Source organism: Streptomyces sp. NPDC030143, assembly GCF_055573695.1.
In genome coordinates this window covers 15,990-30,525 of record NZ_JBVIAY010000042.1, presented here as the reverse complement: position 1 = coordinate 30,525, position 14,536 = coordinate 15,990, and the positions used below count along the sequence as shown (strand labels likewise).

The following is a 14,536-nucleotide window of genomic DNA, read 5'->3' as shown; positions in this document are numbered from 1 at the left end:
CGTCCCGTGCGGGCGCTCCGCGGTGCCCTCCGAACGCGGGAAGAACTCGTACCACGCGCCGTACAGGGCCCGTTCCCGCTCCACCAGCAGGGGCAGCGGCTCGGAGGCGGTGACCAGCTCGCGCAGGGGACGGCGGGCGAGGACCTCGTCGACCTCTGGGGTGAGCGCCGCCGCCAGCCGGGAGGCGGCCGGGCGGCTCTCGTCCCGCAGGGCGTCCACCGCGGCCAGCAGGACGTCACGCTCGCCGGGCTCCTCGCGCGGCACCCCGGCCGCCGCGCGCTCGTACAGGCGGGCGCCCTCCTCCAGGACCAGGTCCGTGTCGATCCCCGCCGGGATCTTGATCCGGGCGTGGTGACGCCAGGTGCCGACCGGGTCGCCCCAGGCCTCCACGGTGTACGTCCAGCGGCCCGGCCTGTCCGCGGTGACGTCGGCACCCCATCGGTCGGTGCCGGGGGCGAGTTCGCGCATCGGCGTCCACGGGCCGGGGCGGCCGTCGGGGTCGCGCAGGACGACGTTCGCGGCGACGGCGTCGTGGCCCTCGCGGAACACGGTGGCCGAGACCTGGAACGTCTCCCCGGTGACCGCCTTCGCCGGCCGGCGACCGTGCTGGACCACCGGACGGACGTCGAGGACGGGTATGCGCCCCACGGCGGGCGCGGCGGGCGCGGCGGGCGCGGCGGTCGCGGAGGATCGCTCCGCGGCCGGCGGCCCGGCGTCGGCGGGGCGCACGGCGGGGGTCTCCGTGTCGGGCTGCCGGGTACGGGGTGTCGGGGGTGCTGACGAGTGGTGCGTGGCGGGCATGACCGCTCCTGTCCGCATCAACGAGGGTGGGCGGATGGATGTGGGGAGGTGGGTCCTGCGGGGGAGTTTCCGGGGTGTGCAGGGCGTGTGCTCGTGGTGCTCGGTGCCCGGACGCGCCGACGTGCTGCTCGGCGGTGCCCGGGCCGTGTGCCGGGGTTGTGCTCGGTGCTGCCCGGGCGTGCCGGCCGGGCGGCGTGCTGGGGGTGCGGGGCGTGCGCGCCGGGTGTCGTGCTCGGTGCTGCCCGGGCGTGCGCGCCGGTTCGGTGCTCGGTGCCGCTGCTGCCCGGGCGTGCCGGGTGTGTTCGGGTGGTGCCTGGGGTGTGTACCGGAGGAGCCTTCCCACACTGTTCGGGTGAGCAATCCGACCCATTGCTAACTACTCTTCCGTATGTCTGCGTACAAGTTCGGCCCCGTTCGCGGGGAACGGGGCCGGTGACGGAAGCCGCCCCTAGGAACGCGGCACGCGCAGGAGTTTGTTCGGCGAACCGGGCCCGGCCCCGGAGACCTTGCCGTTCGACGCGCCCGTGACGAGCGCCCGTTCGACCTGCGCGGGTGTGGCCTTCCGGTGGGACGCCAGATACAGCGCGGCCGCGCCCGCCGCGTGCGGTGCCGCCATCGACGTGCCCGACCAGGTCGCGCGTGCGCTGTCGCCGGTGTGGGACGCCGAGGTGATGGACACGCCCGGGGCGAACAGGTCTAGCGCCGAACCGTGGTTGGACGAGGCCGGTTTCGCGTCCCTGCGGTCGGTCGACCCGACGGTGACGGCCTGGCGGACGCCGGCGGGGGAGCCGAGCGCGGCCGAGCGGCCCTCGTTGCCCGCGGCCACGGTGTAGGTCACGCCGGAGCGGATCGAGGCGCGGACGGCGGCGTCGAGCTGGGCGTTGTAAGGGCCGCCCACACTGAGGTTGGCGACCGCGGGCCCGCGGGCGTGGCGGGTGACCCAGTCGATGCCGGCGATGACCCGCGCGGTGGTGCCCGCGCCGGTGTCGTCGAGCACCCGGACGGAGACCACCCTCGCCTTCCCGGCGACACCGAGGGTCGTGCCCGCGGCGGTCGCGGCGACATGCGTGCCGTGGCCGTTGCCGTCCCCCGCGAAGCGGTCGCCGCCGACGAAGTCCCAGCCGTGCAGGGCACGGCCGCCGAAGTCCCGGTGCGTGGTGCGCACACCGGTGTCGATGACGTAGACCGTCACCCCGGCGCCCTGGGACCTGGGCGGCGCGTAGGTGCCGTCCAGCGGCAGGTCCGCCTGGTCGACGCGGTCCAGGCCCCACGAGGGCGGGGCCGTCCGCGTGCCGTTCGCCCGGTCCCGGTCGAGCGTCACCCGGGTGTCCCGGACGACCGAGGCGACCCCCGGGTCGGCCGCGAGACGCCGGGCCTGTCTGTCGCTCGCCCGTACGGCGAAGCCGTTGAGGACCGTGCCGTAGGTGTGGCTGATTCTCGCCCCGTAGCGGGTGGCCAGGGCCCGCCCGGCCTCCGACGGCGCCCTCACCCCCTCCCTGAGCGTCACCAGATAGCTGCCGCCGACGGACCCGGGTCCGTCGGCGCCGCGTATCGTCCCCTCCGGTGCGGCGTGCGCGGGCAGGGTGACGGCCGACAGCGCCACGGCCGTGACGGCCGCCGTCAGACCCCCCGCCCGGCGCAGACGCCGTGTGCGCGTCCGTGCCATGGCTCGCGTGTCCCCTCCTCGACTCGGCGTACGGCGGCCGTGCGACGGACGGCCGAGGTACGGCCGGCGGCCGTGCGGCGGGCGGCCGAGGTACGGCCGTGCCGGGTACGCCTCCCGCAGCCTCTCGTGCGGGCCGGAGCGCCACAAGGTGGCCTACGGGGTGGAATCGGCCATACAGGGACCAGGAGGTCGTACGGTTCAGACTCGTACGCTTCAGACTCGTACGGTTGAGATCGAAGTCCCCAGCGAGGTCCGCTCCGGCGCCGGTACCGTCTTCGGTGACGAAGACGCACGGCGCTGTGCGCCTCTCCTTACGCACGCCGAGGTGGAATGTGAAGGCGATCCGTCGATTCACCGTCCGACCCCTCCTCCCCGAACCCCTCCGGCCGCTCAGTGACCTGGCCCGCAACCTGCGCTGGTCATGGCACGCGGAAACCCGTGACCTGTTCCAGTCCGTCGACCCCGAGTGCTGGGCCGCCTCGAACGGCGACCCGGTGCGGCTCCTCGGCAGTGTGCGCCCCGCGCGTCTGGCCGAGCTGGCCGAGGACCGCCGCTTCCTGCGCCGGCTGACCGCCGTCGCCGACGACCTGCACGACTATCTGACCGGCGACCGCTGGTACCAGGGCCAGTCGGCCGAACTGCCGTCCGCCGTCGCCTACTTCTCTCCCGAGTTCGGCATCACCGCCGCACTGCCCCAGTACTCCGGAGGCCTCGGCATCCTCGCCGGCGACCACCTCAAGGCCGCCAGCGACCTGGGCGTCCCGCTCATCGGGGTGGGCCTGCTGTACCGCCACGGATACTTCCGCCAGTCGCTGTCGCGGGACGGCTGGCAGCAGGAGCACTACCCCGTCCTCGACCCCAACGAGCTGCCGGTGACGCTGCTGAAGGAGGACGACGGCACCCCCGCCCGGGTCCGTCTCGCCCTCCCCGGCGGCCGGCAGCTGCACGCCCGCGTCTGGCTCGCCCAGGTCGGCCGTGTCCCGCTGCTGATGCTCGACTCCGACGTCGAGGAGAACGACCTCGGCGAACGCGGGGTGACCGACCGGCTCTACGGCGGCGGCAGCGAACACCGGCTGCTCCAGGAGATGCTGCTCGGCATAGGAGGTGTCCGGGCGGTGCGGACGTACTGCCGCCTCACCGGGCACGCCCCGCCCGAGGTGTTCCACACCAACGAGGGGCACGCGGGCTTCCTCGGCCTGGAGCGGATCGCCGAACTGTGCGACGAGGGCCTCGATTTCGACTCCGGCCTGGAGGCGGTCCGCGCGGGAACCGTCTTCACCACCCACACCCCCGTCCCGGCCGGCATCGACCGCTTCGACCGCGAGCTGGTCGCCCGCCACTTCGGCCCCGACGCCGAACTCCCGCGCATGGACGTCGGCCGCATCCTGAACCTCGGCATGGAGACCTACCCCCGGGGCGAGCCCAACCTGTTCAACATGGCCGTGATGGGGCTGCGCCTGGCCCAGCGCGCCAACGGCGTGTCGCTGCTGCACGGGCAGGTCAGCCGCCAGATGTTCGCCGGTCTGTGGCCGGGCTTCGACGCCGACGAGGTGCCCATCACCTCCGTCACCAACGGGGTGCACGCCCCGACGTGGGTCGCGCCCGAGGTGCTGCGGCTCGGTGCCCGCCAGATCGGCGCCCAGCGGGCCGAGGACGCGCTGAGCGTCGGCGGCGACGACCGCTGGGACTCCGTCGCCGACATCCCCGACCAGGACATCTTCGACCTCCGCCGGGACCTGCGCGAACAACTGGTCCTGGAGGTACGGGACCGGCTGCGCGCCTCCTGGCGGCAGCGGGGCGCGGGGACGGCCGAGCTGGGCTGGATCGACGACGTGCTGGACCCCGACGTCCTCACGATCGGCTTCGCGCGCCGCGTCCCCTCGTACAAGCGTCTGACGCTGATGCTGCGCGACCGCGACCGTCTGATGGAACTGCTGCTGCACCCCGAACGCCCGATCCAGATCGTCGTCGCCGGCAAGGCGCACCCGGCCGACGACGGCGGCAAGAGGCTCGTCCAGGAGCTGGTGCGCTTCACCGACGACCCGCGCGTCCGCCACCGGATCGTGTTCCTGCCCGACTACGGCATGGCGATGGCGCAGAAGCTGTACCCCGGCTGCGACATCTGGCTGAACAACCCGCTGCGGCCCCTGGAGGCGTGCGGGACGAGCGGCATGAAGGCGGCTCTCAACGGCTGCCTCAACCTCTCCGTCCTGGACGGCTGGTGGGACGAGTGGTTCCAGCCCGACTTCGGCTGGGCGATCCCCACGGCGGACGGCGCGGGCACCGACCCGGACCGCCGGGACGCCATCGAGGCGGCCGCGCTCTACGACCTGCTGGAACAGCGGGTCACCCCGCGCTTCTACGAACGCGGCCAGCACGGACTGCCCGACCGCTGGATCGAGATGGTCCGCCAGACCCTCACCCACCTCGGCCCCAAGGTGCTGGCCGGGCGCATGGTCCGCGAGTACGTCGAACGCCTCTACACGCCCGCCGCCCGGGCGCACCGCGCGATGGGCCCGGACGCGGCGCGCGACCTCGCCGTGTGGAAGGCGAAGGTGCGGGCGGCCTGGCACGCCGTCGCCGTCGACCACGTCGAGACCTCCGCCGCCGCACCGACCGCCGAACTCGGCACGACGCTCTCCCTGCGCGTGCGCGTCCGCCTCGGCGACCTCGCACCCGACGACGTCGAGGTCCAGGCGGTCTCCGGCCGCGTCGACGCGGAGGACCGCATCACCGACGCGACGACGGTCCCCCTCAAACCGGTCGGCGGCCCCGACCTGGAGGGCCGCTGGGCCTACGAGGGTCCCCTCTCCCTGGACCGTACCGGCCCCTACGGCTACACGGTCCGCATCCTGCCCCACCACCGTCTGCTGGCCTCACCGGCGGACGTGGGCCTCCTGGCCACCCCGTCGGAGGAACTGGTCGCGGGGGCGGGGCTGCTGATGCGGTGAGGGGGCGGGGGTCACCCCGCTCCGACGCCCCGCGGCCGTGCCGGAACGGTGTCCGGCACGGCCGCGGGGCGGGCCGGGCGAACCCGGCGCCCGGGAAGGCCCCTAGTCCTTGTCCTCGCCGGTCGCCAACGCGCGCAGTACCGCACCGCACCGGCGGGCGTAGGCGTGTTGCAGGCCCCGGGTGGCCGGGCCGGCCGCCCGGGTGTACCACCTGGCCGGGCGGCTGAAGGCGGACACCGTCAGCCAGACCGTGCCGTCGCCCGTGCGGTCGACCGTGAAGGACTCCTCGCCGGACTCGGGGTGGCCGGGGAGGGTGCCGTAGGCCCAGCCGGCGTGGCGGCGCTCCTCCGCCGTCCAGATGACGCGGCAGGGGGCCTTGACCATGCCGGCCAGGGTGACGGTGACGTCGACACCGGGGGCGGCCCGGTCGGCGGTGGCGGAGATGCCCACACCCAGCGCGCGGTGCATCTCCCAGGTGAGGACGGCCTCGGCCGCCCGGCGGAAGACGCCCTCGCCCTCGCCCAGGCGGGTGCGGACGTGCAGGGGGTGGAAGCCGGGCGGGCAGAAGCCGGGCCGGTCGCGCGTCGCACCGACGTCGCCGTACGTGAAGTCCTCCGAAGACATGGGGCCCAAGCGTAGGACGGCCCCCGGGGATGCCTTCGTCCCGGGGGCCGTCCGTGGGCCGTCCGTGGGCCGGCCGGCGTGCGTCAGCCGACGTTGACCGCCGACCAGGCAGCCGCGACCGCCTTGTACTCGGTGCTGGAGGAGCCGTACAGGGCCGCCGCCGCGCTCAGGGTGCCGGTGCGGGCGCCCGCGTACGTGGTGGTGGACGTGAAGTACTCGGTCAGGGCCTTGTACCAGATCTGGACGGCCTTGGCGCGGCCGATGCCGGTGACCGTCGAACCGTTGGAGGTGGGGGAGTTGTAGCCGACCCCGTTGATCGTCTTCGCGCCGCTGCCCTCGGACAGCAGGAAGAAGAAGTGGTTCGCGGGACCGGACGAGTAGTGGACGTCCAGGTTCTTCAGCGACGACGACCAGGAGTCGGCCGACGAGCCGTCCTTGCTCGGCTTGTCCATGTAGCGCAGCGGGGTGCCGTCGCCGTTGATGTCGATCTTCTCGCCGATGAGGTAGTCGCCGACGTCCTTGGAGTTGGCCGCGTAGAACTCGACGGCCGTGCCGAAGATGTCGGAGGTCGCCTCGTTCAGGCCGCCGGACTCGCCCGAGTAGTTCAGGCCCGCCGTGTTCGACGTGACGCCGTGGGTCATCTCGTGGCCGGCCACGTCCAGCGAGGTCAGGGGCTTCACGTTGCCCTCGCCGTCGCCGTACGTCATGCAGAAGCAGCTGTCCGACCAGAACGCGTTGACGTAGGCGTTGCCGTAGTGGACGCGGGAGTACGCGGCCACGCCGTTGTTCTTGATGCCGTTGCGGCCGAAGGTGTTCTTGAAGAAGTCCCAGGTCGTCTGGGCGCCGTAGGCCGCGTCCACCGCCGCGGTCTGGTCCGACGACGAGCTGGAGGCGGTGCCGGTGCCCCACGTGTCGTCGGCGTCCGTGAACAGCGTGCCCGCCGAGCCGCTGGTGGAGCGGGCCTTGTTGTACGTCTTGTGGCCGCCGCGCGCGGCGTCGTTCAGCTGGTACGCCGAGCCGGAGAGGAAGGTGCCGAGCGTGACGGTCCCGGAGTACAGGCTCTTGCCCGTCCCGGTCTCGATGCCCTGGTACTCGTACAGCTTCTGGCCGGTGGCCGCGTCGGTGATGACGTGCAGCTCGTTCGGGGTGCCGTCCTCCTGCAGGCCGCCGACGACCGTCTCGTAGGCGAGGGTCGGCTTGCTGCCGTTGCCCGCCCAGACCACCTTGCGGGGCGCCTGGGAGGCCGTGGTGTCCTCGGAGCCCGCCGCCTTCGCCAGTGACAGCGCCTGGGTCTCGGCCTTCGCCGCGCCCACGGCCGGGGTGAGCGAGGCGACCTTGATGGCGGCGTTCGTCGCCTTGGTGACGCCCTGTCGCGCGCCCGTGGCCGACTCGTGGACGACCAGGTCGCCGCCGAGGACGGGCAGGCCGGCGTAGGTGCGCTCGTAACGGGTGTGGACCGTGCCGTCCGCGTCCTTGACCACGTCACGGACGACCAGCTTCTCCTGGGCGCCCAGGCCTATCTCCTGCGCGGTCGCGCCGGCGTCGGCCTGCTTGTCCTGGATCAGGGCGGTGCGCGCGGCGGGGGCGAGCGGGGTCGGGACGGCGAGCGGCTTGGCGGCGGTGGTCTCCGCCGGGGTCTGGGCGACGGCGGAGCCGCTGGTCAGACCGGTGGTGAGCAGGGCCCCGGCCGCCACGGCGGTGGCGATGGCCAGGGTGGTCCGCTGGTGACGCGCGTAGAAGGGAGTCACACAAGCTCCTTGGGTGTGGGGGAGCCCGGGCGGCGTGGGGTGGCCGGCCGGGACTGCTGTGAAGTTGTGCGGCGGGTGAGAGGAAGAGTGGCATCACGGACGCGTACATGTCAGGACCCTCAAGTGATGTTGGCCGGAAATCGATCAGCGGGTGAACAACTGCCGTCGTGGGGAGCGGATTGACCTCGGTAAAGGGCCAACAGGCCGGGGGTAAGGGACGGGCAAAATGAGGGCGCCGTCCCGGAGGAGTCGAACCTCCGGGACGGCGCCCTGTCGGTGGGGGTGAGCCCCCGCGCAGGCTCACCCGGGTGCGGCTACGGGAAGGTCAGCCGCCAGCTGTTGATGTAGCCGGTGTCGACGGCCGCGTTGTCCTGGACCCGCAGCTGCCAGACACCGTTGGCCACCTCGGACGACGCGTTCACCGTGTACGTGGTGTTCAGGTTGTCCGCGCTGCCGCCGGCGCCGTACGCCTTCAGCGTGTACGCCGTGCCGTCGGGGGCGACCAGCTGCACCTGGAGGTCACCGACGTAGGTGTGGACGATGTCCACGCCGACCTGGAGGTTGGACGGCGCGTTGCCCGTCCGCCCGGAGACGGTGATCGAGGACGTGACCGCCGCTCCCCGGTCCGGGATCGCCACGTCGGCGGTGTTCTCGAAGGTGGTGCCGCCACCACCGCCGCCGGGACGGGAGCCGACCGCGACGCCCGCCCAGGCGTGCGCCACCGCCGCGTACTCGGGGCTCGTCGTGCCGTACAGCTCACCGGCCGCCGCGAGGGTGCCGGTGCGGGCGCCCGCGTAGTTGGTGGTCGAGGTGAACTTCGTGGTCAGCGCGCGGAACCAGATCTTCTCCGCCTTGTCGCGGCCGATGCCGGTGACCGCGAGGCCGTCCGCGGTGGGCGAGTTGTAGGTGACCCCGTTGATGGTCTTGCTGCCGCTGCCCTCGGAGAGCAGGTAGAAGAAGTGGTTCGCCGGGCCGGACGAGTAGTGCACGTCGATCGAGCCGATGCCCGAGTACCAGCTGTCCTTGGACGAGCCGTCCTTGCTCGGCTTGTCCATGTAGCGCAGCGGGGTGCCGTCGCCGTTGATGTTGATCTCCTCGCCGATGAGGTAGTCACCGACGTCGGAGGCGTTGTTGGCGTAGAACTCGACGGTGGAGCCGAAGATGTCGGACGTCGCCTCGTTCAGACCGCCGGACTCGCCGCTGTAGTTGAGGCCGGCCGTGTTGGACGTCAGGCCGTGCGTCATCTCGTGGGCGGCCACGTCGATCGACGTGAGCGGGTTGGCGTTGCCCGACCCGTCGCCGTACGTCATGCAGAAGCAGCTGTCCGACCAGAACGCGTTGACGTAGTTGTTGCCGTAGTGGACCCGCGAGTACGCGCCCACGCCGTCGCCGCGGATGCCGGAACGGCCGTGCACGTTCTTGTAGTAGTCCCAGGTCAACGCGGCGCCGTAGTGGGCGTCGGCGGCGGCCGACTCCAGGTTGGACGGGCTGCCGTTGCCCCAGACGTCGTCGGCGCCCGAGAAGAGCGTGCCGGTGCCGGAGGTGCCCCGGTTGAGGTTGTAGGTCTTGTGGCCGCCGCGCGCGCCGTCGGTCAGGTTGTACGCCGACCCGGCCTGCGTGGTGGTGAGGTCGACCGTCCCGCTGTACACCGTGTTGCCGGTGCCGGTCTCGATCGCCTCCCACTCGTACAGCTTCGCGCCCGTCGTGGCGTCGGTGACGACGTGCAGCTCCTGCGGGGTGCCGTCGTGCTGGAACCCGCCGACGACCGTCTCGTACGCCACCGTCGGCGTTCCGTTCGCCGCCCAGATCACCTTGCGGGGCTCGCGGTTGACGGCGGGGCTCTTGGCCTCCTCCGCCTTCGCGGCGGCCAGCGCCTGCGCCTCGGCCCGGGCGGCGGGCAGCTTGGCGGTGGTGGTGGCCGGCTTGATGGCCGCCCGGGTCGCCTTGACGACGGACTGCGTCGCGCCGGCCGGGGTGCTCTCCACGACCAGGTCGCCGCCGAGGACGGGCAGGCCGGCGTAGGTGCGCTCGTAGCGGGTGTGGACCGTGCCGTCCGCGTCCTTGAGGACGTCGCGGACGACGAGCGCCTCCTGGGCGCCCAGGCCCAGCTCCTTGGCGGTCTGCGCCTTGTCGGCGTTCGCCTCGCGTATCAGCTGGGCCCGCTGGGCGGGGGAGAGCCGGATCGACTCCGAGCCCGGGATCGCCTGGCCGGCCGCCTGCGGTGCCTTCTCCGGGGCGGCCGTCGCGGCGCCGGACTGCACGGCGGCGGCGATGAGCGCGGAGACGCCGACGAGGGCGGCGGCCGCGGCTCTGCGGTACGGGGTGTGGGAGGTGCGTCTGCGAGAGGGACTGCTGCTCACACTGACTCCTTCTGCGCGGCCGCGAGGTGACGCGGCCTGGGGAGACCGGAGGGCGGGTGGGCCGTCCGGGCACGACTGGGTGGCGGTACGCAGAACGGTGGCGCTGTGGGGTTGCCGTGAAGTAGCAGAGGGAAGAGTGGCAGGCGGTGGCGCTTTCTGTCAGGGGCGCGTCAGAAAGTTGGCCGGAAACGGTTCGTTGTCCGGGAGTTCATGTTCGATATACGGACCGTTCAGATGGGGCGCACGCGAGGCTCCCGAGGGGCGCGCGGCGCAGCGGTCCGCACTGCGCCCGCCCGGGCCGTACGGCCCGGCACCGCACTCGCCGCGTTGCCGAAAGCAAGGCGCCGAGAGCCCCTCGTGACGGAGCCACCAGGCGCCGAGAGCCCCTCGTGCCGGAGCCACCAGGGGCTCTCGGCAACGCGGCGAGCGTGCGGGCCGGGCGTCGGGAGCCGGGCTCCCCTGTCGTTCGGAGCGCTCAGGCCAGACTGTCCCGCCACGCCCGGTGCAGTTGAGCGAAACGGCCCGCGCCCGCGATCAGCTCGGCCGGGCTGCCGTCCTCCACGATCCGGCCGCGCTCCATGACCAGAACCCGGTCGGCGATCTCCACCGTCGACAGGCGGTGTGCGATCACCACGGCCGTCCGGTCCTTCAGGACCGTCGCCATCGCCGCCTGCACCGCCCGCTCGCCCGGGATGTCGAGCGAGCTGGTCGCCTCGTCGAGGATCAGCACCGCCGGGTCGGCGAGCAACGCCCGTGCGAACGACACGAGTTGCCGCTGCCCGGCGGAGATGCGGCCACCCCGTCTGCGCACGTCGGTGTCGTAGCCCTCGGGCAGGGCGCTGATGAACTCGTGCGCGCCGATCGCCTTCGCCGCCCGCTCGATCTCCTCCCGGGAGGCGTCCGGCCGCCCGAAGGCGATGTTCTCGGCGACCGTGCCGGAGAACAGGAACGCCTCCTGCGTCACCATGACCACCCCGCGCCGCAGCTCCGGCACGGCGAGCTCGCGCAGGTCGACGCCGTCGAGCAGGACCCGGCCCGCGGTGGGGTCGTAGAAGCGGGCGAGGAGCTTGGCCAGGGTGGACTTGCCCGCGCCGGTGGAGCCGACGACCGCGACCGTCTGCCCGGCCGGCAGGGTGAGGTCGAAGGGGGGCAGCACCTCGCCGCCGGTGCGGTAGCCGAAGCCGACCCCGTCGAACACGACCTCGCGGCCCGGCCGTCCGCCGCGCCGGGCCGGCAGCTCCCGCGGCACCGACGGCTCCGGCACCGACGGCGTCAGGGCCAGCAGCCCCGCGATCTTCTCCAGCGAGGCGGCCGCCGACTGGTAGGAGTTGAGGAACATGGCGAGCCGGTCGATCGGGTCGTACAGCCGCCGCAGGTAGAGCACCGCCGCCGCCAGCACGCCCAGCTCCAGCGAGCCGCCCGCCACCCGGTGGGCGCCCCACAGCACCATCGCCGCGACCGCCGTGTTGGCGACCAGCCGCGAGCTGAAGACGTACCGGGCCATCTCCAGGAGCGCGTCGCCGTTGGTCCGCTCGTGCCGCCGGTTCAGAACCCGGAAATCGGCGTCGTTGACGGCCTCGCGGCGGAACGCGCGCACCGGCCGGATGCCGTTCATCGTCTCCACGAACTTCACGATCACCGCCGCGATCGCCGTGGACCGCAACCGGAACACCCGTCCGGCGCGCCGCCGGTAGAGCCGCACGAGGAGGTACAGCGGCACGAACGACGCCACCGCGACGGCCCCCAGCCCCAGGTCCAGCCACAGCAGCAGGAGGGAGATGAAGAGGAAGGACAGCACGACGGTGACGAGTTCCTGGAGTCCCTCGTCGAGGAGCTCGCGCAGCGACTCGACGTCCGTGGTGGAGCGGGAGATGAGCCGGCCCGAGGTGTAGCGCTCGTGGAAGTCGATGCTCAGCGCCTGCGCGTGCCGGAAGATCCGGCCCCGCAGATCGAGCAGCACGTCCTGGCTGACGCGCGCGGCGGCGACCAGGAAGGCGTACTGCAGCCCGCCGGAGGCCAGCGCGCACAGCAGGTACCCGGCGCCCACCACGACGAGCGGACCGCTGTCGCCGGAACGCAGGGCCGGTACGGCGCGGTCGATGGCGTACGCCACCAGCAGCGGGCCGGCCTGCACGGCCGCCTGCTGGAGGAGCAGCAGGATCGTGGTGAGGGCGACACGCGCCCGCATCGGCGCCAGCAGTGAGCGCAGCAGCGCGGCCGTGGCGCCCGGCGGGGAGGGCAGGACGTCCCGGTCGAAGGGGTCGCCGTCGCCGCCGCCCTCGGGGCGCGGCAGGCCGTCCTCGTCGTCGGCGGGAGCGGTGGAGGTCGTGGAGGTGGTCATCGGCGGTCGGCCTCCTGGTCCCCGGGCCGTTCTCCGGACATGAGGTGGGCGTACTCGGCGTTCTCCCGCAGCAGGTCGTGATGGGTGCCGACGGCGGTGATACGGCCGCCCGACAGCAGGGCGACGCGGTCGGCGAGCAGCACGGTGGAGGGTCGGTGGGCCACGATCAGCGCGGTCGTGTCCGCGAGCACCTGCCGCAGCGCGGCCTCCACGGCGGCCTCCGTGTGCACGTCCAGCGCGGACAGCGGATCGTCCAGGACGAGGAAGCGGGGCCGGCCGACGACCGCCCGCGCGAGGGCGAGCCGCTGCCGCTGCCCGCCGGAGAGACTCAGTCCCTGCTCGCCGACCTGGGTCCGCACTCCTTGCGGCAACGTGTGCGCGAACTCGGCCTGCGCCACGCGAAGGGCCCGCTCCAGGTCGGCGTCCCCGGCCTCCTCCCCGGCTCCCATCAGTACGTTCTCCCCGACGCTCGCCGAGAACAGCGTCGGCTCCTCGAACGCGACGGCCACCTTGGCCCGCAGTTCGTGCCGGGGCATCGCGGTGATGTCCTCCCCGTCGAGCGTGATCCGCCCGGACGTCACCTCGTGCAGCCGGGGGACCAGCGCGGTGAGCGTGGTCTTCCCGCTGCCGGTGGCCCCGACCAGTGCCATCGACTCCCCGGGCCGGATGTGCAGGTCGATCCGGTCGAGCGTGGGGGGCGAGCCGGGGTCGGCGTCGGGGTATCGGAAGGTGACGGCGTCGAACCGCAGCCCGCGGTCGGCGCAGGCCGCCGGAACGGACCGCACGACCGCCGGACCGGCCTGTACGACCGCCGAGGTGCCCGGACCGGCCTGTACGACCGCCGAGGTCTCGGGCTCGGCGTCCATCACCTCGAAGTACCGCTCGGACGCCGTGGCCGCCTCCTGCGTCATCGCCAGCAGGAAGCCCAGGGAGTCGACGGGCCAGCGCAGCGCCAGCGCCGTCGACAGGAACGCCACCAGCGTCCCCGCGGACAGCTCCCCGTCCGCCACCTGGACGGTCCCCAGCACCAGCGCCGCCCCGACGGCCACCTCGGGCAGGACGACGATGACCGCCCAGATCGTCGCCAGCAGCCGCGCCTTGCGCAGTTCCGTCCCCCGCAGCGTCGTCGACAGCTCCCGGAACGCCCGCGCCTGACTGCGGTGCCGGCCGAACCCCTTGATGATCCGGATGCCGAGCACGCTCTCCTCGACGACCGTCGTCAGGTCACCCACCTGGTCCTGGGCGCGCCGCGCCACCACCGCGTACCGCTGCTCGAAGATCACGCACATGATGACGACGGGCACGGCCGGAAGGAGGATCACCAGCCCCAGCGCCCAGTCCTGGAGCAGCATGATGATCACACCGACAAGGATCGTCACCGCGTTGACCAGCAGGAACGTCAGCGGGAACGCGAGGAACATCCGCACCAGCATCAGATCGGTGGTGCCCCGGGACAGCAGTTGTCCCGAGGCCCACCGGTCGTGGAAGGCCATCGGCAGCCGCTGGAGGTGCCGGTAGAGCTCCGCCCGCATCTCCGCCTCGACGCGCGACAGCGGCCGTGCCACAAGCCAGCGCCGCAGCCCGAACAGCGCCGACTCCGCGACACCGAGGAGCAGCAGGCAGAGCGCGCCCAGCCGGACGCCGCCCGGGTCGCGGTCGGCGACCGGCCCGTCCACCATCCACTTCAGGACGAGCGGGATCACCAGCGCCACGCAGGAGGCGACTATCGTGACGAACGCGGCGGCGGACAGCCGCACCCGCGCCGGTCGCACATAGGGCCACAGACGCAGCAATGTCCGTACGGTCGAGCGTTCCCCGGTGACTGCACGTGTCGTCGACATCACGGACGAGCCTACGGATCGCCCGGTTCGTCGCTCACCGGGTTTCCACCGGCCCCGACGCGGCCGTCAGCCCGGCGACCTGCGCGTTCCAGAGGCCGTACGGCGCCGGCGGCCGGCCGGATTCCCCCGACCGGGGCGCAGATTCCCCCGACCGGGCGCGCCCCCGCCGAGGGCGGCAGGCACGGCACCGGACCGCGCGGCCCG

The 14,536-nt window shown here is 73.1% G+C and carries 8 protein-coding genes; 1 reads left to right on the top strand and 7 read right to left on the bottom strand.

Features of this window, described 5'->3' with window-relative positions:
• Together ACZ4YY_RS36135 and ACZ4YY_RS36130 are read right to left on the bottom strand one after the other, a co-directional pair.
• On the bottom strand, positions 1-801 hold an 801-nt coding region (locus tag ACZ4YY_RS36135), incomplete at its 3' end, for a maltotransferase domain-containing protein (protein ID WP_468299468.1).
• 448 nt (positions 802-1,249) lie between these two features.
• Positions 1,250-2,467, bottom strand: a complete 1,218-nt coding sequence (locus tag ACZ4YY_RS36130; RefSeq protein ID WP_468299466.1) for a S8 family peptidase — start codon at positions 2,465-2,467, stop codon at positions 1,250-1,252.
• A 332-nt stretch (positions 2,468-2,799) separates the two neighbouring features.
• On the opposite strand from ACZ4YY_RS36130, the gene ACZ4YY_RS36125 reads away from it, so the two are divergent.
• Complete coding sequence (locus tag ACZ4YY_RS36125; protein ID WP_468299464.1) at positions 2,800-5,418, top strand: glycosyltransferase family 1 protein; 2,619 nt, start codon at positions 2,800-2,802, stop codon at positions 5,416-5,418.
• 102 nt (positions 5,419-5,520) lie between these two features.
• On the opposite strand, the gene ACZ4YY_RS36120 is transcribed toward ACZ4YY_RS36125, so the two are convergent.
• From ACZ4YY_RS36120 to ACZ4YY_RS36100, 5 genes are all read right to left on the bottom strand, one after another.
• Positions 5,521-6,042: a DUF1990 family protein gene (locus ACZ4YY_RS36120; protein WP_468299462.1), complete on the bottom strand. Its 522-nt coding sequence runs from the start codon at positions 6,040-6,042 to the stop codon at positions 5,521-5,523.
• Between the two features lie 83 nt (positions 6,043-6,125).
• Positions 6,126-7,790: a M4 family metallopeptidase gene (locus tag ACZ4YY_RS36115; protein WP_468299460.1), complete on the bottom strand. Its 1,665-nt coding sequence runs from the start codon at positions 7,788-7,790 to the stop codon at positions 6,126-6,128.
• Positions 7,791-8,104: 314 nt separating this feature from the next.
• Positions 8,105-10,150, bottom strand: a complete 2,046-nt coding sequence (locus ACZ4YY_RS36110; protein WP_468299458.1) for a M4 family metallopeptidase — start codon at positions 10,148-10,150, stop codon at positions 8,105-8,107.
• 475 nt (positions 10,151-10,625) lie between these two features.
• Positions 10,626-12,491 carry an ABC transporter ATP-binding protein gene (locus ACZ4YY_RS36105; RefSeq protein WP_468299456.1) on the bottom strand — a complete coding sequence of 622 codons (1,866 nt, stop codon included), beginning with the start codon at positions 12,489-12,491 and terminating at the stop codon, positions 10,626-10,628.
• Positions 12,488-14,332: an ABC transporter ATP-binding protein gene (locus tag ACZ4YY_RS36100; RefSeq protein WP_468299454.1), complete on the bottom strand. Its 1,845-nt coding sequence runs from the start codon at positions 14,330-14,332 to the stop codon at positions 12,488-12,490. The genes ACZ4YY_RS36105 and ACZ4YY_RS36100 overlap by 4 nt, the downstream gene beginning before the upstream one ends.
• Between the last annotated feature and the right edge of the window lie 204 nt (positions 14,333-14,536).

What these genes read in the sequence shown, in the direction of transcription:
- ACZ4YY_RS36105 (WP_468299456.1), bottom strand. Translation starts at nt 12,491, where the DNA reads ATGACCACCTCCACGACCTCCACCGCTCCCGCCGACGACGAGGACGGC.
- ACZ4YY_RS36120 (WP_468299462.1), bottom strand. Translation starts at nt 6,042, where the DNA reads ATGTCTTCGGAGGACTTCACGTACGGCGACGTCGGTGCGACGCGCGAC.
- ACZ4YY_RS36130 (WP_468299466.1), bottom strand. Translation starts at nt 2,467, where the DNA reads ATGGCACGGACGCGCACACGGCGTCTGCGCCGGGCGGGGGGTCTGACG.
- ACZ4YY_RS36100 (WP_468299454.1), bottom strand. Translation starts at nt 14,332, where the DNA reads ATGTCGACGACACGTGCAGTCACCGGGGAACGCTCGACCGTACGGACA.